The sequence below is a fragment of the Planktotalea sp. genome (genome assembly GCF_965659345.1).
Lineage (GTDB): Bacteria > Pseudomonadota > Alphaproteobacteria > Rhodobacterales > Rhodobacteraceae > Planktotalea.
On the sequence record NZ_CBFHVK010000011.1, the window covers coordinates 56140 to 79220 of the forward strand.

Annotated in this window: 20 protein-coding genes; 13 read left to right on the forward strand and 7 right to left on the reverse strand. The window is 52.6% G+C overall.

All coding sequences use genetic code 11. The features are described 5' to 3' along the window. Positions 1-27: 27 nt before the first annotated feature. The 3 genes from ACTG3Z_RS10645 to ACTG3Z_RS10655 form a co-directional block, all read right to left on the reverse strand. The gene (locus tag ACTG3Z_RS10645) at positions 28-2865 is read right to left on the reverse strand and encodes a hypothetical protein (protein WP_439143049.1); all 2838 of its coding nucleotides are present in this window, start codon (positions 2863-2865) and stop codon (positions 28-30) included. Between the two features lie 271 nt (positions 2866-3136). Continuing rightward, complete coding sequence (locus ACTG3Z_RS10650; protein ID WP_439143050.1) at positions 3137-4228, reverse strand: Gfo/Idh/MocA family protein; 1092 nt, start codon at positions 4226-4228, stop codon at positions 3137-3139. A gap of 12 nt (positions 4229-4240) precedes the next feature. Next, positions 4241-4942: a GntR family transcriptional regulator gene (locus ACTG3Z_RS10655; protein ID WP_439143051.1), complete on the reverse strand. Its 702-nt coding sequence runs from the start codon at positions 4940-4942 to the stop codon at positions 4241-4243. Positions 4943-5031: 89 nt separating this feature from the next. Here ACTG3Z_RS10655 and ACTG3Z_RS10660 point away from each other — a divergent pair, with 89 nt between their 5' ends. The 6 genes from ACTG3Z_RS10660 to ACTG3Z_RS10685 are packed head-to-tail and all read left to right on the forward strand — an operon-like array spanning position 5032 to position 10825. Continuing rightward, positions 5032-6186 carry an LLM class flavin-dependent oxidoreductase gene (locus ACTG3Z_RS10660; protein WP_439143052.1) on the forward strand — a complete coding sequence of 385 codons (1155 nt, stop codon included), beginning with the start codon at positions 5032-5034 and terminating at the stop codon, positions 6184-6186. Further along, the gene (locus ACTG3Z_RS10665) at positions 6187-7077 is read left to right on the forward strand and encodes an aldo/keto reductase (protein ID WP_439143053.1); all 891 of its coding nucleotides are present in this window, start codon (positions 6187-6189) and stop codon (positions 7075-7077) included. Further along, positions 7074-7595: a flavin reductase family protein gene (locus ACTG3Z_RS10670; protein ID WP_439143054.1), complete on the forward strand. Its 522-nt coding sequence runs from the start codon at positions 7074-7076 to the stop codon at positions 7593-7595. The genes ACTG3Z_RS10665 and ACTG3Z_RS10670 overlap by 4 nt, the downstream gene beginning before the upstream one ends. 52 nt (positions 7596-7647) lie before the next feature. Continuing rightward, on the forward strand, positions 7648-8241 hold the full coding sequence (locus ACTG3Z_RS10675) for a TRAP transporter small permease (protein ID WP_439143055.1): 594 nt from the start codon (positions 7648-7650) through the stop codon (positions 8239-8241). Then, entirely contained in the window at positions 8242-9717 is a 1476-nt protein-coding gene (locus ACTG3Z_RS10680) for a TRAP transporter large permease (protein ID WP_439143056.1), read from the forward strand. Positions 9718-9757: 40 nt separating this feature from the next. Next, the gene (locus ACTG3Z_RS10685; RefSeq protein WP_439143057.1) at positions 9758-10825 is read left to right on the forward strand and encodes a TRAP transporter substrate-binding protein; all 1068 of its coding nucleotides are present in this window, start codon (positions 9758-9760) and stop codon (positions 10823-10825) included. 159 nt (positions 10826-10984) lie between these two features. Here ACTG3Z_RS10685 and ACTG3Z_RS10690 read toward each other — a convergent pair whose 3' ends face one another. Both ACTG3Z_RS10690 and ACTG3Z_RS10695 read right to left on the reverse strand, forming a co-directional pair. Then, complete coding sequence (locus ACTG3Z_RS10690; RefSeq protein ID WP_439143058.1) at positions 10985-11911, reverse strand: SH3 domain-containing protein; 927 nt, start codon at positions 11909-11911, stop codon at positions 10985-10987. Positions 11912-12120: 209 nt separating this feature from the next. Beyond that, positions 12121-12591, reverse strand: a complete 471-nt coding sequence (locus tag ACTG3Z_RS10695; RefSeq protein WP_439143059.1) for a tetratricopeptide repeat protein — start codon at positions 12589-12591, stop codon at positions 12121-12123. A 27-nt stretch (positions 12592-12618) separates the two neighbouring features. On the opposite strand from ACTG3Z_RS10695, the gene ACTG3Z_RS10700 reads away from it, so the two are divergent. Next, positions 12619-13890 carry a cytochrome-c peroxidase gene (locus ACTG3Z_RS10700; protein WP_439143060.1) on the forward strand — a complete coding sequence of 424 codons (1272 nt, stop codon included), beginning with the start codon at positions 12619-12621 and terminating at the stop codon, positions 13888-13890. 79 nt (positions 13891-13969) lie between these two features. Here the strand turns inward: ACTG3Z_RS10700 and ACTG3Z_RS10705 are convergent, their stop codons facing one another. Further along, on the reverse strand, positions 13970-15028 hold the full coding sequence (locus tag ACTG3Z_RS10705; RefSeq protein ID WP_439143061.1) for an ABC transporter ATP-binding protein: 1059 nt from the start codon (positions 15026-15028) through the stop codon (positions 13970-13972). A gap of 4 nt (positions 15029-15032) precedes the next feature. Beyond that, positions 15033-15845, reverse strand: a complete 813-nt coding sequence (locus tag ACTG3Z_RS10710) for an IclR family transcriptional regulator (RefSeq protein ID WP_439143062.1) — start codon at positions 15843-15845, stop codon at positions 15033-15035. Positions 15846-16066: 221 nt separating this feature from the next. Between ACTG3Z_RS10710 and ACTG3Z_RS10715 the strand changes: the two genes are divergently transcribed. The 6 genes from ACTG3Z_RS10715 (at position 16067) to ACTG3Z_RS10740 (ending at position 23081) form a co-directional block, all read left to right on the forward strand. Continuing rightward, on the forward strand, positions 16067-17329 hold the full coding sequence (locus ACTG3Z_RS10715; RefSeq protein ID WP_439143063.1) for an ABC transporter substrate-binding protein: 1263 nt from the start codon (positions 16067-16069) through the stop codon (positions 17327-17329). A gap of 127 nt (positions 17330-17456) precedes the next feature. Beyond that, complete coding sequence (locus tag ACTG3Z_RS10720; protein WP_439143064.1) at positions 17457-18386, forward strand: carbohydrate ABC transporter permease; 930 nt, start codon at positions 17457-17459, stop codon at positions 18384-18386. Continuing rightward, positions 18386-19234, forward strand: a complete 849-nt coding sequence (locus ACTG3Z_RS10725) for a carbohydrate ABC transporter permease (RefSeq protein ID WP_439143065.1) — start codon at positions 18386-18388, stop codon at positions 19232-19234. The genes ACTG3Z_RS10720 and ACTG3Z_RS10725 overlap by 1 nt, the downstream gene beginning before the upstream one ends. 1 nt (position 19235) lies before the next feature. Then, positions 19236-21317 (forward strand): alpha-galactosidase, encoded by a 2082-nt coding sequence (locus ACTG3Z_RS10730; RefSeq protein ID WP_439143066.1) that lies wholly within the window; start codon positions 19236-19238, stop codon positions 21315-21317. An 85-nt stretch (positions 21318-21402) separates the two neighbouring features. Continuing rightward, positions 21403-22167, forward strand: coding sequence for an SDR family NAD(P)-dependent oxidoreductase (locus tag ACTG3Z_RS10735; protein ID WP_439143067.1), 765 nt, complete (start codon positions 21403-21405; stop codon positions 22165-22167). Further along, positions 22164-23081, forward strand: a complete 918-nt coding sequence (locus ACTG3Z_RS10740; protein ID WP_439143068.1) for a 2-dehydro-3-deoxygalactonokinase — start codon at positions 22164-22166, stop codon at positions 23079-23081. The genes ACTG3Z_RS10735 and ACTG3Z_RS10740 overlap by 4 nt, the downstream gene beginning before the upstream one ends.

The window sequence follows — 23081 nt, forward strand, 5'->3', positions numbered from 1 at the left end:
ATTACGCTGGCGCACCCTGCACATCACTTAAATTGTGATGACGTTGGTGATTTCGTCTTCGATGTAGATCGTTGTGTCACCGAGCGTGTAGACATTGTAATCTATCCCACCTTCGGTCACGGGATCATCTTCTTTCTGAGCGCCGATGATCGTCACAGAGTCGCCCGAGTCCGCTTCATTCGCACTCTTGGCTTCGCCACGGATCGTGACAACGTCAGAGTTTGTTGAAAGCGCCTTGATGTCCGCTTCAGTCAATGTGAGCGCAGTATCTGTCGCACCCAAATTGATCGTTTCGATCTGGTAGTCAGCCAAGTGAGCATTGCTCATATCCTGCGCGGCTGGACCACCCTCAAGGATGACATAGGTGCCGGACGTGTTGCCCGCCGCATCGCTTTCGGTGATGATCAGGTTTTCGCCGTCAGACATGGACTCGGTGAGCTCGATACGCATCTGGTCGCTTTGACCACGTACTGCACCGGTGCCGTAGTCATTGAACTGATTGCCTTCGTCTGGAGCCAGATCGGTGACTTGACCATCTACTTCGACACGCGCGACACCCAGGGTCTCACTTGGTGCTTCGATATCAAAATCTTCGTACTGAAGCGTGCCGCTGTTGAAATCAGCAGAAAAGCCCGTAACGTCCACCCCATCCGGAACACGTGTGTCGATATCGATGCTGCGCGAAATTGGCAGAACGTTGCCGACAGAGTCTGTGCCCGTCACCGTGTAGATCATCGAGTCTTGGTAATCCATTGGGATACCACTCTCAGGGATATGGACACTCCAAGTCCCATTCACCCCATCGACCGTTGCTTGATAGTTGCGCCCGTTGAATTCGACCCACACAGTAGGTGTTCCATCAACGTCGACCCAGTTCGTTTCCATTGTACCGGTCAGATTGACGCCACCTGCGGCATCATCAAGACCAATGTAGGAGTCATCGCCAAGTGCAGGACGGTTAGACACCGTCAAGTTTTGCACTTCCGTGTCAACGCGCACGGTCATGTCTGCGGTGTCTTTGTTGCCATGCTCATCCGTGGAAATAGCAGAGGCTTCATAGGTATGTGTGCCAGTCTGATACGTGCCCGGCTCAAACGTGACAGACCACTCGCCGGTATCAGCGTCGACAACCGCATCACGGGTAAACCCGTTCATTGTGACACGCACAGAGGTCGTCCCGGGCTCTGACGTACCCGTCAGAATGAGGTTGTTGCCGACATTGTTGTCGAAGTCTTGCTGTGACGCCACGTGATCGGATTCGCCATCAAAGGTCGCTCCGAAATCAACATCTGCTAATGTATCAAGGTGGATCGTATCTTGGACTTCCAACGATGGGTTACCAAAATCGTCGATAGAGGTCATCGTGAAAGGAACGTTGTAGCCGTTCACACCGCTCAAACCACCAAGCTCTGCAAGCGAGAATTCTGCACTCCAATTACCGTTCTCATCTATCTCGCCAGTTTGGAAAGCACCACTGCCATTCTTGAGCTCAACGCGATACGAAGCGCCAGCCTCACCCGTGCCATTTATAACAACCTTGCCGTCTGCGTTCACGTCATCTTTGTTGACGACAAAACCCGCTGAGTTTGCACCGTTGTCACCATCAACTGAACTCGCACCTATCACAGGCAAGATTGTGTCGATGTCCATGTATTCGATGAAGGTATCCGTGTTTCCAAAAGCGTCGATCGTTTTGACGGAGATTTCAGCAGTGTAGTCACCACCATCAATTTCGCTGCTGTCAAAATCAACAAACCACTGGCCGTTTTCACCAACTTGTGCGCCATGGGTCGTGTCATCGATAGTCACCTCAACGCGCGAGCCAGCTTCGCCACTTCCAGAAATTCTGATTGTGCCAGCGCCATGATCCGCCGCATTGATGCGATCACCCGAGGAAATCGTGCCCTCGGAGTAATCAACCTCAGCTGGAGTTGTGTCGATTACCACTGTCTGACCAACAAGCCCAGTTGTGGTACCATCCGCTTCAACAACAGTCACTTCCGCGGTGTATGTGCCGTCAGCTGGGAAATCATCGCCATCAAACGTAGCGCTCCAGTTGCCGTCTTCGTCGGTTGTGACAACTTCGGTCTCGCCGGCCACTACAACAGTAACCTCAGATCCAGCTTCCGCAGTGCCCGTAACCGTAATTACTTTGCCAGCTTCAGTAAGATTGTCTCCGCCATAGGTATCTGTACGACCAGTGCCATCAATCGTTGGCGGCGTGCGTGGGTCGACAGGGTCAACGGGAACAACAGGCGTGACTGGAGTCTCGGGCGTCACTGGTGTCTCAGGCGTGACCGGTGTCTCAGGCGCTTCAGAGCCACCTGCACCAGATGCCAAAAGCGCAGCACCTGCCGCACCGGCAGCGATCGCACCAGCACCAATACCTGTACCACCACCAAGAAGGCCCGCGCCTAAAAGACCCGCACCAAGCATGGAAACATCCTGATCGCCATCAATGCCCGTTGCGGCCATGAGGTTCGGATCGTCCACAAAAATCAGTTCGTCATTAGGGCTCCACTTGCCCCACTCTGCTGTCGTGCCATACTGGGCAAAAAGCGCGCCATCAGCGCCCTCAATAAAGCTCACTTCGTTCAGCGTACCGCCAGAACTGATGAACAGACGGTTCGGGTTCTCACCGCCACCTACAAAGTAACCCTCTAGGATCAGCACCCGGCCATCGGCGAGTACGATCTCTAGATTATTTCCTTGTCTGCTATATGCTTGCATGTCGCCGGGTTGAAGGTTCAAAGAGAACTCTACCCCTGCACCCATGCCTACAACTGTCTCTGCGGCATCCGCCGCAACCGTGCCGCGCTCAACAACACCCATACCCCGACGGGCAACGAAATCTATCGCTTTCATGACCTATACCGCTCTTTACCTCAGACCGCCTCTTACGGACGTGCCTATTTTAGTTATGAGCAGAACGTAGCAATCTTTAGATACGTTTAATAGTCCAAAAGTTGCTCGATTCGCTCAAACGACAGAAGAGTCAAGGGATTGTTGCATTATTTCAGCACAAGAATGAGGCCAATATAGGCTAAATGCCCACGTTTGCTGCGGTGTCGCTACAAGATATAGTAGCGTGACGGATTTGCATCAAAACTTCTGCTTCAAGTCGGAAAAGGCTTGGTTAGAGTACAACCGCCTCTCCCAAAATCGCTGATTGCTGTGCAGCTTGGCCAATTCTAACGGCCCAAGCACCATCCTCTAGCGTGACATCAATTGGGCCTTCCCCGCGTACAGCCTCAACGAAACGTTGATGTTGATAAAAGGTGGAGCCATTGTGATCTCCCGCTGAAAGCAAAGCCGGATCAACGGAAATCTCATGCTCTACAGGCCCCATTGGAGAACGCGGACTTTCAACAAGACGCGCGATGGGCGGTGCGCCCAAATGCTCTGGCCAAAAACGCCCAGGCCCTGGAACGAAGACTTCAATTTTCCCGCTAGGCCCAACGGCACTTATCTCTTCTTGATAACGGGCACCTTCTGCAAACATGCAAAGCTCAAGCATTGCGCGCACACCATTTGCAAAATCGACAATGACGTAACCACTGTCCCAAATATCCGAGACACCGTCGTCGTAAGCCTCACCAATATGATTGACCGCCTGCCCTGCACTTGCCATGACGCGCACCGGATCGCTGCCAATAGCCAGACGCATCAAATCAAAGAAATGGCAACATTTTTCGACTAAGGTGCCGCCAGTGTTCTTGTTAAAACGGTTCCAATCACCAACTTTTTCGAGAAACGGAAATCGGTGTTCGCGGATTGTGAGCATCTTTAAGCCACCTGTCGCCGCATCCAAACGTTCAAGCAGCGCTGTAATTGGTGGCATATAGCGATATTCCATCGCCACCCAAATCGGTGCCTCATGCTTTTCTTTCAAAGCAGACACCCGCGCAAGATCGCTTGGGTCAGTAAACAAGGGCTTCTCTACAAGGATCGCGATATCTGGTCGTACCGCATTGATCGCTTCAAGCTGGCTTGCGTGGCAATGATTGGGCGAGACTATCAAAATCGCATCAAGAGCGGGAAAGTTAATGAGCTCCTCTTCTGTAGCCACCAATACGGCATTTGGTGCCAGCGATTGCGCCGCTTCAGCCATCGCAGCATCCGGCTCAAAGATTGCCACGACACTTGCATCTTCGAGCAACGCAATATTTCTTATATGCTCCCCGCCCATCATGCCGCAGCCTAGAATTCCGTAGTTGAACGTTGCCATGCACGCCTCTCCCTATTTGATCCGCGCGACGTAACGCGCTTTATTTGTATCTATCCAGTTACGCGATACTTCCGCGCGCGCCCCGTCTTGTGCCCAGCTTATGCGTTCTGCATAGGCGAGCGTGCTGCCGCTAACGGGCGCAAATTCATCAGGGGCCCATTCGGGACAGGCCGCAACGCTCAAGCGATCTTCGGCTCGTGTGATCCACAACCCCAGCGTTTCGCGATAAAAGAGATAGAGCGAGTCCGGCAACATTGGCGCAGTCAGTGTTTCAGCATAACTGCCATCGAGCCAGATCTCTTCAAGCACGCAAGGCACGGCTGATAAGCGACGCAAACGCCGAATCCTGTATCCAAACGCAGTGCTTCCAAATTCCGGTAAATCATCTGGCTTTTCACAACGATCCACTGACAAAAGTTGCGCCGTTGGCAGGCCACCGCCTTGCAGCAGCTCAACCCGAAAAAACGCATAGACGCTCTCAACATCTGATTGCGCTTGCACATAATTACCAGACCCCTGAACGCGCTTTAAGAGCTTCTTTTCATCTAGCATTTCCAGAGACTTGCGAAGCGTAGTTACGGTAGTGCCCAAACTAAATGCCAAGTCCCTTTCAGACGGCAAGCGCTCGCCATCCAGATATCGGCCAGCCGCTATATCACGGATCAAAAGCTCCGCAATCTGAACATAAAGAGGCAAGGCATTCTGCGCTGTCATTCTGCGGGCATCCAAAAATTGATACACTATTGATTTACACTTTCAGCGATGCTACGCAAGACAAAATGACGCATTCGAAAGGTGCTTAAATGACGGTCGTTCCTATCACGTCCCCAGACCTAGATGCGGCGGAAGTTTCATGGTTTTCTGCGCTCTGCTCTGATGACTACGAGTTCCTTGGCGTACCAAACGGCGACCTACGCTCGAGCTGGGATCACTGCTCGAACATCGTCAAAGAGGCGGAAGCGCAAGGGTTTCGCAACATTTTGTGCCCGTCGTCTTATCAGGTAGGCCAAGATACTTTGAGCTTTGTCGCTGGATGCGCGCCGATCACTGATAACATAAACATGCTTGCCGCAGTGCGTTGCGGCGAAATGCAACCCATCATGCTGGCTCGTACAATCGCGACGCTTGATCACATGATGAAGGGGCGTTTAACGGTAAACATTATCTCTTCTGACTTCCCCGGTGAAAAAGCTGACAGTGCATTTCGCTACCAGCGTTCTCGCGAAGTTGTCGAAATCCTGAAACAATCTTGGACACAAGATGAAATCAACTACAGTGGCGAAGTATATGATTTCCAAGGGGTAACCACCGACCCCGCGCGCCCGTATCAAACTGGCGGCCCTTTGCTATATTTCGGCGGATATTCTCCGTCTGCCTTGGATCTTTGCGGGCAGCATTGTGATGTGTACCTCATGTGGCCAGAGCCGAAAGACCAACTCTCAGAGCGCATGAAAGCAGTTCATAATGTGGCCGAAGGCTATGATCGTACACTCGATTACGGCTTACGGGTTCATATGATCGTGCGCGACACCGAAGCAGAAGCCCGCGAATATGCAGAATACATCGTGTCCAAGCTCGATGATGAGCAAGGCAAAACAATTCGTGATCGCGCGCTGGACAGTACATCTTTGGGCGTCAGCCATCAGGCCGCAAACCGCGATTTGGCGGACATGGAAGGCTTTATCGAACCGCATCTTTGGACTGGCGTAGGGCGTGCGCGTTCAGGCTGTGGCGCTGCATTGGTTGGTAGCGCAGATCAAGTCCTGAGCGAGATTGAAAACTATCAAAAGATGGGCATTCGTGCTTTCATCTTCTCGGGCTATCCGCATATTGATGAGTGCAAGCACTTTGGAAACCTTGTGTTGCCCCACTTGAAAACCTGTTCACTGCCCCACGTTTACGGTCGGGTGCCAGACAGCACCCCTTTGACCCCTCTTGGCGCAGGAGAAAGACGCTAAATGGAACGCATTAACCTCACTTCCGACGTAAGCCTAAGCCGTTTAATTTATGGCATGTGGCGTATTGGCGATGATGCCGACACCAGCACGAGCCATGTGCAAGCCAAGATCGAAAGCTGCCTGTCACAAGGTATCACCACAATGGATCAGGCTGACATTTATGGCGGCTATGAAGCCGAAGAAATTTTAGGAAACGCCCTGAAAGGCACCGATCTACGTGACAAGATCGAGCTTGTGACAAAGTGCGATATCGTCGCGCCCGCTGGTCGCTATTCTGATGCGCGGGTCAAGTATTACGACACATCGCGCGCGCACATCATGGCCTCTGTCGAGCATTCATTGCGCTTGATGGATACGGATTATGTCGATCTTTTGCTGATCCACCGCCCTGATCCCATGATGGATGCGGATGAAACCGGTGCCGCACTGGATGACATTGTCGCTTCTGGTAAGGCCCGCTCAGTGGGTGTGTCAAACTTCAAGCTGCACGATTGGACGTTGCTTCAGAGCGCGATGAAGACGCCGCTTGTCACGAACCAGATCGAACTGTCGTTGCTCGCACATGAAGGTTTCACCAACGGTGACGTCGCCTATCTCCAAGAGCGCAAGATCGCGCCGATGGCCTGGTCCCCGCTTGGCGGAGGCGCGCTTTTCTCACAAGCAAACAACGACCTACTAGACGCTTTGAAAGTAATAGGTGAGACGCATGGCGTTGATGAAACAGCCGTTGCTGTCGCTTGGCTTCTCGCGCATCCAGCGCGGGTGATGCCCGTGATGGGGACAAACTCTTTGGATCGCATTGGCAAGATCAGCGATGCCTTGAAGGTCAAAATGGATCGTGAGACGTGGTTTGAGCTCTACACCATTGCGCTGGGAAATGAAGTTCCATGAGCCGCGAAATGCCAACGCCTTCGCTAGATGTTAGCTTTGTGCCAGATGCAGACAACGCGCGCGCGCTTCGTGACGCACTCGGGCGTTTCGCGACGGGGATCACGGTTATAACCTGTGACAGTGCGCTCGGTCCTCTTGGCATTACTGCCAATAGCTTCGCCTCCGTCTCCCTTGACCCACCTTTGGTTCTTTGGTCGCCGGGCAAAGCTTCAAAACGCTATGAAGCCTTCGTAAGCGCAAAACACTACGCAATCCATGTTATGTCGGCAGCCCAAGCGAACATTTGCTCTGGTTTCACAAGCAATGGCCATGCCTTTGAGGGCTATGACTGGCATGCCTGCCCAAAGGGTGTCCCGCTGATTGCTGGCTGTTTGTCACGATTTGAGTGCACCCAAGAGGCGGTTCATGACACTGGTGATCACTCTATCATCGTGGGGCGCGTCACACGAGCGAGCACACAGGCGGCAGACCCGCTAATGTTCTATTCTGGAAAGTACGGGGGCTTTAAAGAGGCCTAATTCTGCCAATGAGGGCAGAATATCACAAGTCATCCTTGGGAGGGGAACGGCAATGGGACTACTTAAAGGGCTCTTGATGCCTTTTCAGATCTTCAATGATCTGGTGCTGCCCGTTGGTCGTGGCCTTGCTGTGCTGTGCATCGCGCTTATGGTGGTGTGTATCCTGATCCAGGTTTTCTTTCGTTATGTTTTGAATAACGCTCTGCCTTGGCCTGATGAAGCTGCCCGCTTTTTGATGCTTTGGATGACGGGCCTTATTGCACCATCTGCTTACCGTGTTGGCGGGTTTGTCGCGATTGACATGTTCGAGCGCGCATTACCGCGAGCGGCGGCTGCGATTGTGTCGCTCTTCTTATTGGGGACGTCACTGTTGGTCCTGATCACAGCAGTTCAACTCGGAATGGATCATTCCAGCGGCATGTCATGGAACTTCAAATCCTCGACCCTTTGGGTGCCACTCGATTGGGTTGGTGGCAAAAGCTTCAAGGTCGCTTTGGCGTGGATGTATATGTCCCTCTTGGTCGGGTTTATCTTATTAACAATCGTCAACATCGAACTGATCTTGCGTAGCCTCATCACTTTAACGGGGGGCGGTGAAAGCTTGAAACCGCTCTCCGATGTTGAAGAATTTGTGGGAGCTGAATAGATGCTCATCTGGTTCCTTCCCGTTTTTCTAGTCCTTTTGATGATCGGCCTTCCAGTTTTCTTTGGCCTTCTGGCGGCTCCGGGCATTCTGCTTTACCTCAACGGGCAAGAACGTGATATCGCCCTGCTCTACCGCAACGTCTACAATGGCATGGACAGCTTTCCTTTGATGGCGATCCCGTTCTTCATGCTTGCGGGTGAGTTGATGAATCGTGGTGGCATCACTGAGCGTCTCGTTGAATTTTCCCAAGCATTGATGGGGCATTTGCGCGGCGGTCTTGCGCAAGTGAACATCCTTTCCTCAATGCTCTTCGCAGGTCTGTCTGGATCAGCAGTCGCAGACACCTCTGCGCTTGGCTCTATGTTGGTGCCTGCGATGGAAAAGGAAGGGTACACCCGCAAATACGCTGCCGCCGTTACCGCAGCGTCCTCTGTCATTGGCCCGATCATCCCACCCTCTGGCATCATGATCATCTACGCCTACGTGATGGGCGAAAGCGTCGCGGCACTGTTTCTCGCTGGCATTGTACCCGGCATTTTGGTCGGTGTTGGTCTGATGGTCATGGTCCGTTTGACGGCTGATAAATATGACCTGCCAGCAGCGAAACGCGTGGTGTTGCAAGGCACATCCATGGGTGCGGTGGAATGGTGGGTGTCCTTCATCCTCGTTCGTTTGAATATCGGCCTTATCATTTGGGCCTTTGTGCCACTTGGCGATGATGCGAGCGCGACGGCGAATTGGCTTAGCCTAGGCGGCGCATTGCTCGCCGCGCACGGTTTGTTCCTTGGCATCCGCCAGCTTGTCGGCCATGATTTCCGCATGGTGTGCAAACGCGCCATGGTGCCGTTGCAAACGCCGATCCTGATCTTGGGCGGCATTCTAGTCGGCGTCTTTACCCCAACAGAAGCCGCGGCCATCGCGGTCTTCTACGCAACGCTCGTCGGCTTCTTCATCCTACGCACGCTGAAAATGAAAGACATGCCGCTGATCTTGATGAAAGCGGCGAGCACATCGGCTGTGGTCCTCCTGCTCGTTGGCGCAGCGATGGCGTTCAAAACCGTCGTCAGCCTGTCGCACGCACCAGAGCAACTCGCCGCGATCATCCTTGGCCTGTCAGAGAACCCGCTGATTTTGCTGCTCCTCATCAACCTCTTGCTCTTCATTGTCGGCATGTTCCTAGACGCAGGCCCTGCGATCATCATCCTTGGCCCAATCTTGGGTCCGATCTTCGTCGATCTCGGCGTGCACCCTGTGCATTTCGCCATCATCATGAGCGTGAACCTGACCGTCGGCCTTGCCACACCGCCGATGGGCCTTGTGCTGTTCGTTGCCAGCTCCGTCAGTGGCGAGCGAGTCGAAGCCATTGCGCGCGCCATTATTCCATTCCTTTTGGTTGAAATATTTGTGATTTTCCTGATCACTTATGTTCCAGCCATTTCGATGACGATCCCCCGCCTTACGGGGTTCGTAAACTAACCAAAAACCAACACGATCAACTAAACTGGGAGACCCAAAAATGCTAAAAAGCTTAACTAAAACACTGCTTGCTGCGAGCTTCCTCGCAACAACAGGCTTTGCTGCCTACGCAGACGGCCACGCGCAATATAAAATTCGCGCGACAGCGAACTCCAATGAGAACGACGAAGACTATGACGGTCTGGTGGTTTTCAAAAACTACGTCGAAGCGGCCTCCAACGGTGCAGTCGAAGTTGAGCTGTTCATCGGCACGCAGCTTTGCTCCAAAGGTGCTGAGTGTTTGCAAGGTGTGGCCGACGGCTCAATCGACGTCTACATCTCCACATCCGGCGGTGCAGCTGGACTGTTCCCTTATGTTCAGGTGCTCGACCTGCCCTACCTAATGGCGGACGACCGCGTGGCAGAAGCTGTGCTCGAGGGCGACTTCACCCGCAAAATGCGCGAAATGGCACTGGCGACATCCGGCGACAAGATCCGCTTGATGACCATCGGTAACACAGGCGGCTGGCGCAACTTCGCGAACACAAAGCGTCGCGTCCAAAACCCGTCCGACATGGAAGGCCTGAAAATCCGCACGGTTGTTGCTGATCTTCCACAGGAACTTGTCCGCGCATTGGGTGCCTCCCCGACGCCGATCCCATGGCCTGAGCTGTTCACATCGTTCCAAACGGGCGTTGTTGAAGGCTCCAAAAACGGCATCACTGACATCATGGGCATGAAGTTCCCGGACGCGGGTCTGCAATATGTGACGCTTGACGGCCACGCCTACATGGGCGCGCTCTGGTGGATGAGCAACGACGCATTCATGGCAATGCCAGAAGACGTGCGCGCAGTTGTTGTGGACGGGTTCTCCCAGCTCCAGCAAGCGACATTTGCGTCACCAAAGCGTAAGTCGATCCAAGCCTACGCGGACTTCGTCGCAGGCGGCGGTGACCTTTATGTGCCAACACCCGCGGAAAAAGCAGCTTTCAAAGAAGCGGCGACACCGGTTTATGATTGGTTCAAAGGCAACGTAGAGGGCGGCGGCGAGATCTTTGACGCGCTGACATCTGCGGTTGCGGATGCTGAGGCCGACATTAATGCTGGCCGGATGGCTGATATTAAGTAAGGCTTTTGCTTTCGAAGAGTGATGTCTGAGAGACTAAGGAGCGGCATCCAAAAGGATGCCGCTTTTTTGTGAAAACCGAAGCAATGATAAAAGTCGTTCCGAAAACGCCCTCTAAGTGATTATACTCACTCAAAAATCCGTACATCTACTCTAGAAAAATCAGGCTTCTCGCAAAAATTCAGAGAATACGAACCCGTCGGCAACTCCATCGTTTTCTAAATCGACTTGCGCCCAAGCATTGCCACTGCCGCCATATCCCAACAAAGCCAAACTGGTCCCGAAAGGCACAAGCTTCAAGACGTCAAATTTCACACTTGGACCAGCCCGAAGCCGAAGGCCAGATCGAGCGTTAACTAAATACCGTTTGTTACCATTTTGCCCGCCGATCACTGCATCTGCGATATTCATATACTGGTAGATAAGTTCGCCGTAGTATTTTTGCGCCCACTTAATCCAACGAATTTGCTTGAGACCGCGGAGAGGGTCATAGTCCTTACTCCCCCCATTATAGATCGCACCGATGAGCGCGAGATCATAATTGGAAATTTTTTCATTAGAATCTCTATCATAACCAAGGAACTCGGCTGCAAGTAGCATTTCCTCTATAGCTTTTTCCAAGCAACGATCGAAATCCATCCATCCTTTTTCCAAAAAATATTGACTATCCCCTTCATTATAAAACAATAAGTCGTATTGAAAAATTCCATATCCAAATAAGATGTTATCACTATCGTGAAAATATGACCCAAAAGTCTTTGGGTTAACCGCCGCCGCCTTTTTCAAAACATCTCTAGCAATTTTATACATTTTTGGACCATTTGGGGCGTCTAGAAGTGTTTTCTTTTTTGCCGGAAAATAACTACGTCCAGCATCCCAGCCCAACTTATCGCCGACGCAAAGCTCTAGAAATTCTTCCTCTGTACTCACAGATTTTCGAATATTGGACCAAATATAACCAGTTTCATGAACCGCTATAGAAGCTACAAATGAGAGAGTTAAAGGTGTTTGCTCAACCCTCTTAGCCACTCGATCTCCGAAATTCTCAATGAACCAAATGATATTTTTTTTGACATTATTTTTCTCCATAAATTAACAAACATCTTTATATCAAATGCGGGCGAACTTACGAAGATAAAAATTTTAATGCACCATTTTGCTTGACCGGCGGCATGTCAGATAAATCGTCTTGAGGTGCCTCGCGTTCGCTTGCGGTTCGTTTGAAGCATATTTTCGTCAATCGGAAAAACTACAGCCATCCCTCTTCACCTACGGCCAATTGCCAACTACCCTGCCTCCTAACGAAACGGATACATCCACACACGGTAGTCATCGATCAGCACATGCGCTTTCTCAATCTGCTCCGCACTCATCTTCTTCACGACCTCTTCCTGAGAGATCGCAGCGTCAGGGTCACCCCCAATCGCGCTGAGGACATACCACAAATACGCGCGGGTCAAATCGGGCGCGGGCATGCCAAGGCCAACCTCATAGTACCAACCCACCCCACTTTGCGCGCCCGGATGGCCCTTCATTGCAGAGCGCAGATACCACTCAAACGCACGCTCATAATCCTGCTCCACCCCAAGGCCCAGCGCGTACATCACGCCGATCAACTCCTCCGCATCCGCATTGCCAGAGCGGGCCGCGGGCCAAAACGCCTCGCGCGCTTCCTCGAAACGCCCTTGCTCCATCAAATCGCGGCCTTCTTCAATCTCGCCAAACGCGGGAGCCGCCAGAACCGCCAATATTGCCAGACATTTGCGCATGTGGCGCTCCTTTTGATGCTGCCTGTGATGGCGCAAGCAAATGATCTGCCCGCGCCTTTAACTGCGGATCAGTTTCACACCGCTGATCCTGAAAAAGCAAGGATCGGGCAGTTGTTATTCTATGACAAGATCCTGAGCGGCAATCGCAATATTTCTTGCGGCACCTGTCATCACCATGATCTCGGTGGCACTGATGGACTGAGCCTCGGCATTGGCGAGGGCGGCGTTGGCCTCGGCCCCAAGCGAACGGCTGGCGTCGGCGAGAGCAAAATCCGCAAGCGCATCCCCCGCAATGCACCCGCACTGTGGAACATTGGCCATAAGAGCATTCGCAACATTTTCCACGATGGCCGCTTGTCGATCTCGGACCTTTACGGCAACGGTTTCAACTCTCCCGCCGAAGAATGGCTGCCCCAAGGGCTCGACAACATCACCGCCGCACAAGCGCTGTTCCCTCTGACGGCGCAGTTCGAAATGGCAGGCAATCCCAAAGAAAACCAAATCGCAGGCGCTGTGCATGATCGCATCGATGCCGCATGGCCAATCATCGCCAAACGCGTACGCGCAATCCCTGAATATGCGGATATGTTCGCCGCCGCCTTTGACGACATCAACGATCCGCAAGACCTCACCATCGTGCAAATCGGCAATGCGTTAGGGGCGTTCATCAATTCCGAATGGCAAAGCCATGACAGCCCTTTTGATGCGTTTCTCAAAGACCAAACGCCACTGCCCGAAGCCGCCCAGCGCGGTATGGCCCTCTTTTACGGCAAAGCAAATTGCGCCTCTTGCCACTCAGGACCACTGTTCACAGATCAAAAATTCCACGCCCTTGGCCTCCCCGCCTTTGGCCCCGGCAGAACACGTCGCTTCGATCCCATGCCGCGCGACGTAGGGCGGATGGGCGAAAGCGATGCACTCGAGGATGCCTATCGCTTCCGCACGCCGCCTTTGCGCAACGTGGCCCTCACCGCGCCCTATGGCCACAACGGGGCCTTCCCAACGCTTGAAAGCATGATCCAACACCATATCAGCCCCGAAACGTCCCGAAACACTTGGACCCGCGATATGGCAAATCTGCCAAGCGCGCCTTGGTTGCAAGCGATCGATTTCACAATTCAATCAGACACGCGCGAAATGGCCCGCCAAAACCGCGCGCTGGACATCACGCCAATCGCGCTGACACCAAATGATATCGCTGATCTGGAAAGCTTTTTGCATAGCCTAACAGGATCGTCAGGCAATATACGCCCCCTCGGTCGCACTAACAGCGTCCCCAGTGGTCTCATCGTCGATTAACTTCATTTTTCCAAATAAACTCTGGGGGGTCTGGGGGGCTAGCCCCCCAGACGGTCGGATCACAAAGTGATCCGAAATGCTACCTAATGCGCATTTCTGTCCCAGCATCAAAGACGTAAGATCGCGCCTGTTCAAAGCTCAACCCAACAACATCCCCTTCACGCGACCGCTCATCACCGCGTTCTTCAACAACAATACGCTCGCCCGTGTCGCCAATCAGATAGGCATATGAAATGCCGCCGAGGCTTTCTGTCATATCAACTTTATGCGTCGCACCTTTAGGGTCAATTGTGATATGTTCAGGACGGATCCCAAAACTGACCTTGGTACCAACAGCCCCTTTAACACCCGTTGCAACATCGCATTGCAAAGCCGGGACAGTAACAGAACCACCCTCGCCCATGACACCTTCCATAAAGTTCATCGCTGGGGAACCGATAAAGCCCGCCACAAACTTGTTGTTAGGATCACGATAGAGATCCATCGGGCTGCCAAATTGCTCAATCACTCCAAGTCTAAGTACAACGATCTTATCGGCCAAAGTCATCGCTTCGACCTGATCGTGTGTGACGTAAATCATTGTCGCACCGATTTCTTTGTGCAAGCGCGCAATCTCCACACGCATCTCAACACGCAATTCAGCATCCAGATTGGACAAAGGCTCATCGAACAAGAAGACTTCTGGACCACGTACAATCGCGCGGCCAATAGAGACACGCTGACGCTGACCACCTGACAAAGCAGCAGGCTTTCGTCCCAAATATTCATCCAGTTTCAGAATTCGACTCGCCTCAGCGACTTTCTCTTTTATCTCGGCCTTGGGATGTCCGTTCATTTTCAGACCGAACCCCATGTTTTCGCGCACTGTCATATGCGGATACAAAGCATAGGTTTGGAATACCATCGCAACACCGCGTTGGGATGGATCCGCTTTGGTCACATCGCGCGCGCCGATATTGATTTGTCCGTCAGTGGTTTCTTCCAATCCCGCCACCATCCGCAGCAAAGTTGATTTGCCACACCCGGACGGGCCAACAAAGACGCAGAACTCACCGTCTTCGATTTCAAGATCAATCCCATGGATCACTTGAACATCACCGTATTTCTTAATGACCTTATTGAGCGTCACACCAGACATTAGCCTACCCCTTTGCCGTCTCTACGGATTGAAATCTTGATTGATCAGGAAAACGCCAGCTTTCCGCTTCACTTGCGATGGCCGTTGCGGCCGATTGAATACGCGGCACCAATGCTTCTAACGCAGCGAGGTTGGTACGCGCGGTCGAACTTGTGACCGATAGCGCCCCAAGAACACGGCCTTGCGCTGTTAAAATCGGAAGCGCGATGCAGATGATGCTGGGCTCATGTTCTTCACGATCAAATCCGTAGCCATTGGATCGAATATCGATCAACTCGGCGCGCAGTGATTGCGCATCGGCCAGTGTGTGCTCGGTAAAGACATGAAAGCTCTGTTGTTCAATCACTTGATCCAAATGCGGTGCATCCAGATAGGCCATCATCGCTTTGCCAACACCTGTGCAATAAGCGGGACCGACTTTGCCAGCTTGACTGAACATTTCGATTGGCTTGCTTGGATCTATCTTGTCGACGTAGAGCACTTGCGCGTGATCGAGCTGCGCCAGATGCACCGTTTCGCCGACCTCTTGCGCTAATTTTTCGATGTGAGGATGGGCAACAGGTGCAAGCGAAGACTGCTGCCAAGCAGAATGCGCCAACCGGACAAGCCGAATCCCCAAGGCATATGTCTGCCTGTCGGGATCGTAATTCAGCATACCCTGAGAAGTCAGCGTTTGAATAAATCGATAGACTGTTGCCTTTGGAAAATCGGCACGTTCGAGCACATCAGAAAAGCGCACAGGGCGCTCAAAGGATGCGACAAGATCTAATATTTCCAGCGCCTTACCAACGGTTCCGTCGCTTTTACCTTTATCCATAGAATTCCTGTAAGCCTCCCTACCAAACGCTTGAATGCAGTTAAAAATTGCTGCACCGCCGCATGTCTTGGCTGTTGACAAGCCTAGCCTGTTCGCGATTTAGTATCAATATCCAAAACCAAGTTTCAAATAATGGAACTTTTCTTGGAACAGAAAGACCGATGGGGTGACGCGATCTCGCGCGCCCTATTCGACATATGAATGCACCTAGGGAGGACACCATGCGTTCCATCATTAAAGCGTCCATCGCGACGCTTACAGCAACAACAATTCTGGCAGGCGCTGCATTTGCAGATGGCCACGCCGCACTCAAGGGTGAGTTGAACATCACATCCGACATGTCCAACCCTGCGCCACGCGCAGTGATGGAAGGTCTCGCAGCTCAGTTCGACGAGATGCACCCAGATCTCACAGTGAACCTGACAATCGTTGACCGCGAAGCGTGGAAAACACAGATCCGCAACTCGCTCAGCGCGAATGCACCGGACGTTGTAAACTGGTACGCGGCAAACCGTATGGCTCCATACGTTTCTGCTGGCCTGTTCGAAGACGTCTCTGACGTTTGGGCGGACGAGTCCATGGCGGCACTTGCCTCCACAAAAGGCGCGATGACAATCGACGGCAAGCAGTGGGGTGTACCATATACGTACTACCAGTGGGGCATCTACTACCGCGAAGATATCTTCAACGACCTGGGCCTGTCCGAGCCAGCGACATTCGACGAAGAAATGGCGAACTGCGCAAAGATCATCGAATCTGGTCGCAAGTGCTACACAATCGGCTCCAAGTTCCTTTGGACAGCCGGCGGTTGGTTCGACTACATGAACATGCGCACAAACGGCTTTGACTTCCACATGCAGCTCGCTCAGGGCGAAGTTGCGTGGACAGACGAGCGTGTTCGCGAGACATTCGCAAACTGGCGCAAGTTGATCGACATGGGCGCATTTGTTGATGACCATCAGAACTACTCTTGGCAGGAAGCTTTGCCATTCATGGTCAATGGTGAAGCAACAGCTTACCTGATGGGTAACTTCGCAGTTGCGCCATTGCGTGAAGCGGGCCTGACAGACGAGCAGTTGGGTTTCTACCAGTTCCCACTCATCGCAGACGTTCCACAGGGTGAGGACGCGCCAACAGACACGTTCCACATCCCATCCGGCGCAACGAACAAAGACGCAGCACGCGCGTTCTTGAAGTTCGTCACATCTGCGGACGTTCAGTCTGACATCAACGGCGGCGACAAGCTGGGCCAACTTCCAGTGAACTCCGGGTCCTCCGTTGCAGACGACAAGTTCATCGGCAAAGGCTTCAACATGCTGTCCAACAACGCAAAAGGCGGCGTTGCACAGTTCTTTGACCGTGATTTCCCAGCGGAAATGGCGTCAGCGGGCATGGAAGGTCTTCAAGAGTTCATGGTCTTCCCAGACAACTTGGACGACATCCTTGCACGTCTCGAAGAAACACGCGCACGCGTATACAAGTAAGCTCTAGAGCTTTATTTCGGCCACTCCTGTTCAGGGGGTGGCCATTCCTACCCCGCATTTATCGACATATTCGCAAGCACTTGTCATTAGTGTTTTCGCATGTGCATCCAGCTCAGGAGAAGATGTAATGTCCACGCCGGTTCCTCAAAATCGCAGTTGGTACAGACGCAATGAAATTGCCATCACTCCATGGCTGTTTCTTATTCCCGGGATCGCATTCTTTGCGCTCTATGTCATCATGCCAATCTTTCAAAGTTTTTGGATCAGCTTTCATGAGTGGGACGGTCTGGGCGAGAAAACCTACGTCGGCACCGCGCACTACGAACGGCTTCTCGGCATTGGCGATCAGAAAATGGATCGCAAGTTTGAAGTGTCTTTCTGGAACAATCTCAAATGGTTGGTGCTATATTTGCTTGCCATTCCCATGGGTTTGTTCATTGCGTTGTTTCTGAACCAAACCGTGCGCGGCATACGGATTTACAAGTCCTTGTTTTTCTTCCCATTCGTGATCTCGCAAGTGGTTGTAGGCTTGGTTTTCTCTTGGTTCTATCTGCCGCGCGAAGGTCTGCTGAACGCGATCCTTGGCTTCTTCAATATGGGATCACTGAACATCCTTGGCGATCCCACGATGGCTACATACGGGATCATTGCAGCGGGCCTTTGGCCGCAAACGGCATATTGCATGATCCTTTACCTCACGGGCCTAAACGCCGTTGACCCCGAGCAGGTCGAAGCTGCACGCCTTGACGGGGCCAAAGGTTGGCGCATGCTGTGGTATGTGATCCTGCCACAACTGAAACCTGCGACGTTCATCGCCTTTGTTGTGACAATCATCGGCGCGCTACGCTCGTTTGATCTGATCTCAATCATGACCAACGGTGGCCCGTTCGGTTCCACACGCGTGTTAAGCTTTTACATGTTCGAAGAAAGCCTGTCTGAGTTTGGCTTCCGCATGGGCTACGGTTCTGCCATTGCGACCGTGCTGTTCTTTATCATGCTCGGATTTATCGTCTACTTCCTCTACTCCATGTGGCGCGAAGAAAAGGAGGCACGCTGATGTTTCCCACCCCAATCGAGAAAAAATCCCGCCGCTATCAAATGACCTACCAAGGCTTACTGCCCGTGGTTCTTATCATGTGGCTTTTGCCGCTGATCGCTGTGGCTGTCTTTTCAATCCGACCGGATTCAGATTTTACCAATGGCAACTACTGGGGCGTTCCAAGCAGCTTTAATTTCTTAGAGAATTACGGCAAAGTCTTCTTCGAAAGCGATATGCCCCGCTATTTGTTGAATTCCGTATTGATCACGGTCCCCACCGTCCTTGGCACTATTGCACTGTCCTCGATGACTGGTTTTGCGCTTGGCGTGTACAAGTTCAAAGGCAACCTGCTGATTTTTTTCATGTTTATTGCGGGTAATTTTGTACCGTTCCAAATTTTGATGGTGCCTGTGCGCGATCTGACTGTGAACATGAACCTCTATGATACAAAAACAGGCTTGATCCTGTTTCACATCGCGTTCCAAACTGGCTTTTGCACACTGTTCATGCGCAATTTCATCCGTGCCTTGCCCTTTCCTTTGATCGAAGCGGCCCGCGTGGAAGGCGTACGCGAATGGCAAATCTTCCTGTACGTGGTGTTGCCATTGATGAAGCCCGCGCTTGCGGCACTGGCAGTACTGATCTTTACCTTCATTTGGAACGACTACTTTTGGGCTGTCGTTCTCACACAAGGCCCCGATGCTCAGCCTGTCACAGCTGGCATCACCGCCTTTAACTCTCAATATCGTGCGGCGTATCACTTAATGAGCGCAGGCTCGATCGTCGCCGCTCTTCCCCCTGTCTTGATGTTTTTCTTAATGCAGAAGCACTTCATCGCAGGCCTTACACTGGGTGCCGTTAAATAAGATGCAACACTGGAGACTAGATTGCAGCCGCCAGACGCTGGTGCTGGCCGCTACAGGTGCGCGCTTGCCGCAAGTGGTATATTGGGGCGCACCGCTGCCTTTGAACGAAGACTTGGCAACGATCCAAGCAGCGCATGCGCTGGATGTGACAGGCGGGATGCTAGATGAAAACCCCGATTTGAGCATTTGTCCAGAAGCCTCGCGCACCTTCCCCGGCCAGCCGGGCATGATCATTCGCTCGGAGAATGGCACGCCTTTGCTGCCAAAGTTCTGTTTTCAAAGCGATGAGGTTGAAGAAGATGCTCTTACCCTCATTTATCGCGACGACGCTCATGCCCTGAACTATACGGCGACATTTAAGATCGATCCGGTCAGCCACATTATCACATGTCAGGCCATGCTCGACGCAGATGCTCCGATCCACCTCCACTGGCTTTCCGCCCCTGTTTTCCCTGCGTCCCAACAAAGCGCGGATATGATTGATTTCGCCGGTCGCTGGTGTGGTGAATTCCAACCCCACCGCACCGCATGGTCGCCCGGCATCCGCATGCGTGAGAACCGCACAGGTCGTACTGGCCATGAGCATTTTCCGGGTTTGATTGTTCCGGAATACGGCGCAACAAATACCACAGGCTCCGCACACGCGTTCCATTATGGTTGGTCAGGCGGCCACAAAATGATCGCCGAAGAATTACCTGATGGCCGTCGTCAAATCCAGTTCGGCCATGCGCCTCGTGTCGAGGCAAATGCCTCCAAGCACTTTGAAACTGCGCCGCTCTATGCAGTCTTTAGCTATGATGGGCTAAACGGCTGCGCTGTCTCGTTCCAACGCCACGTGCGCGATCATATTGTAACATTCCCCAAACCAAATCGCCCGCGTCCTGTGCATTACAACTGCTGGGAAGCCGTCTATTTCGACCACAAACTCGACGTTCTAAAGGACATCGCGGATCGTGCTGCAGATCTCGGTGCCGAGCGCTTTGTGCTTGACGATGGCTGGTTCGGTCAACGCGATGACGACACGACGTCGCTGTCAGATTGGGAAGTCGATCCACGCAAATACCCCGATGGTCTGGGGCCTTTAATCGATCATGTACATTCCAAAGATATGACCTTCGGCATCTGGTTTGAGCCCGAAATGATCAACCCCGACAGCGACTTGCACCGCGCGCATCCTGATTGGGCCCTCGGCAGTGAAGACCAGACCTTGGGGCGCCAACAAAAAGCGCTCAACATGGCGCTACCTGAAGTGCGCGACTTCATCTATGACCGCATGGCCGCGATCTTGTCTGAATACCCGATTGATTACATCAAATGGGATCACAACCGTGTGCTTCCAGCCCCTGATGCGGCACAAACACGCGGCTCATACGCTCTCATTGATCGCTTGCGTGCTGACTTCCCGATGGTAGAGATCGAAAGCTGCGCTTCTGGCGGTGGTCGCATTGATTTTGGTATCTTAACCCGTACCCAGCGCGTGTGGCTTTCAGACTCCAACGACGCGCTTGAACGTTTGCGCATGCAACATGACGCGGCTCTGTTTTTGCCGCTCAACGTCACTGGCTCTCACGTCGGCCCGCGTCACTGTCACACATCAGGGCGCGTCATTGATATCTCCATGCGCGCTTGGGTCGCCGCGCAACGCCATATGGGCTTTGAGATGGATCCGCGCGAATTGACAGAGCACGAATATACCGTCCTCAAAGACATCACCGCATGGTGGAAACACAACCGAACTTGGATGGAGCGCGCAGATATTTTGCGTCTTGATAGCACAGACCCAGCGGTGGTTGCCGAACAACAATTGGCTGAAGATGACACGCAGTTCGTTGTCTTCGCAGGCAAGGCAGCCACGTCGTCGCAAATTGCACCACGCCCGTTGCGCCTGACGCGTCTAGACCCAGAGGCGCAATACGAAATTTGCCTGCGCAATCGGATCACAGCCCCTGCCCTGTCACGCGGCACGCCCATCCTTAAAAATGAAAATATCACTGTATCTGGTAACTATTTGATGCATCAAGGCCTTACATTGCCTTGGGATTTCCCCGATACGATGTGGGTGGTCGAAGGGCGCAAACTTTGATGCTTCCTCTTTCTATAAATATCCCCGCCGGAGGCCTCGATTTTTTTCGAAAAATCTAGCACCCTCACTATAAGGAGCAAAGCTCATGACTGCACATTTTAGCGAACTCAAAGACGCATCTGTTTACATTACAGGTGGCGGCAACGGGATTGGCGCGGCGCTGACTGAGGGCTTCCTCAAGCAAGGGGCGCGCGTCGCAATCGTCGGGCGCTCGGATGCGACCGAGTTTTGCGATGATATGGAGCAAAAACACGGTAATCGGCCCTATTTCATGCAATGCGATATTACCGATATTTCTCGCCTCAAAGAGACGATGGATGAGGCGAGCGCACGCCACGGGACAATCACCACGCTCATCAACAATGCCGCCAACGACAAGCGACATGCGACCGGCGAAATTGACGACAGTTTTTACAACTGGATGATGGACATTAACTTCAAAGCTTACGTTTTTGCCTGCCAGCACGCAGCGCCACTGATGGCGGCGGCGGGTGGTGGCTCTATCATCAACTTCACTTCGATTTCTTACATGATGGGCAATGCAGGCTATCCGCTCTACACTGCTGCAAATTCTGCAATCAATGGTCTCACGCGCTCGCTCGCGCGTGAATTCGGGCCCGACAAAATTCGCGTCAATGCGCTTGCACCCGGTTGGGTCCTTACCCAAAAACAAAAAGACATGTGGGTGACCAAAGAAGGGCTCGCCGCCCATCTTGAGCGTCAATGCTTGGATGACCCTCTAGCACCTGAAGACATTGTGGGTGGCACTCTATTTCTTGCCTCTGATCTCAGCCGCGCAATGACTGGTCAATCGCTGGTGATTGACGGTGGTGTCGTGGTGACCGGATGAGCCAAGACGCGACCATAGCACCTGACTGGATTGCCGTTGATTGGGGAACCTCGACGCTCCGTGCATTCGCGATGAACGTTGATGGTGCTGTTTTGGCACAGACGCGCTCTGAGCAAGGTATGTCATCGCTCGCACCGCTTGAGTTTGAACCAGCCTTGCGCGCACTTATCGCCGATTGGTCCCTTCCAAACCCTTGCACCGTCGTTGCTTGTGGCATGGTCGGCTCGCGTCAAGGATGGCAAGAAGCGCCCTACAGAAGCGTTCCGTGCGGTGCGAAATCAAATGCGCCCATTCGCGTGAAAAACGTTGGTGATGATCTGGAAGTCTGGCTTATCGCCGGCATCAAGCAATCCGACCCAGCTGATGTGATGCGCGGCGAAGAAACTCAAATCGCAGGGTTTCTTGCCCTTAATCCTGATTGGGACGGCGTCTTGTGTTTGCCCGGAACGCATTGCAAATGGGTGCATATAAGTGCTGGTGAAATTGTCAGCTTTCGCACGTTTATGACTGGTGAATTGTTTGATGTGATCAGCAAAAATACGGTTTTGCGTCATTCGCTTGAGGGCACTGGCAGCAATGATGCGGACTTTCTCAACGCTGTGTCTGATACGCTTTCAAGACCAGAAAAATTTGCGGCAAATCTGTTTTCGTTGCGCGCCGCTGATCTTCTCAATGGACAAGCCCCTGCAAGCGCACGCGCAAAACTATCGGGTGCTTTGATCGGCATGGAACTTGCGGCGGCGAAACCATATTGGCTTGGTCAAAACATAGCCTTGATTGGCGCAAGCACTTTGTGCACTCTTTACAAGCAAGCAATGGCACAGCAAGGCATCAACGCCGCGTTGACTGATGCAGCATCCGTGACCCGCGCAGGATTAAGCGCAACCTACAAAGCATTGACCAGAAAGTCCTAA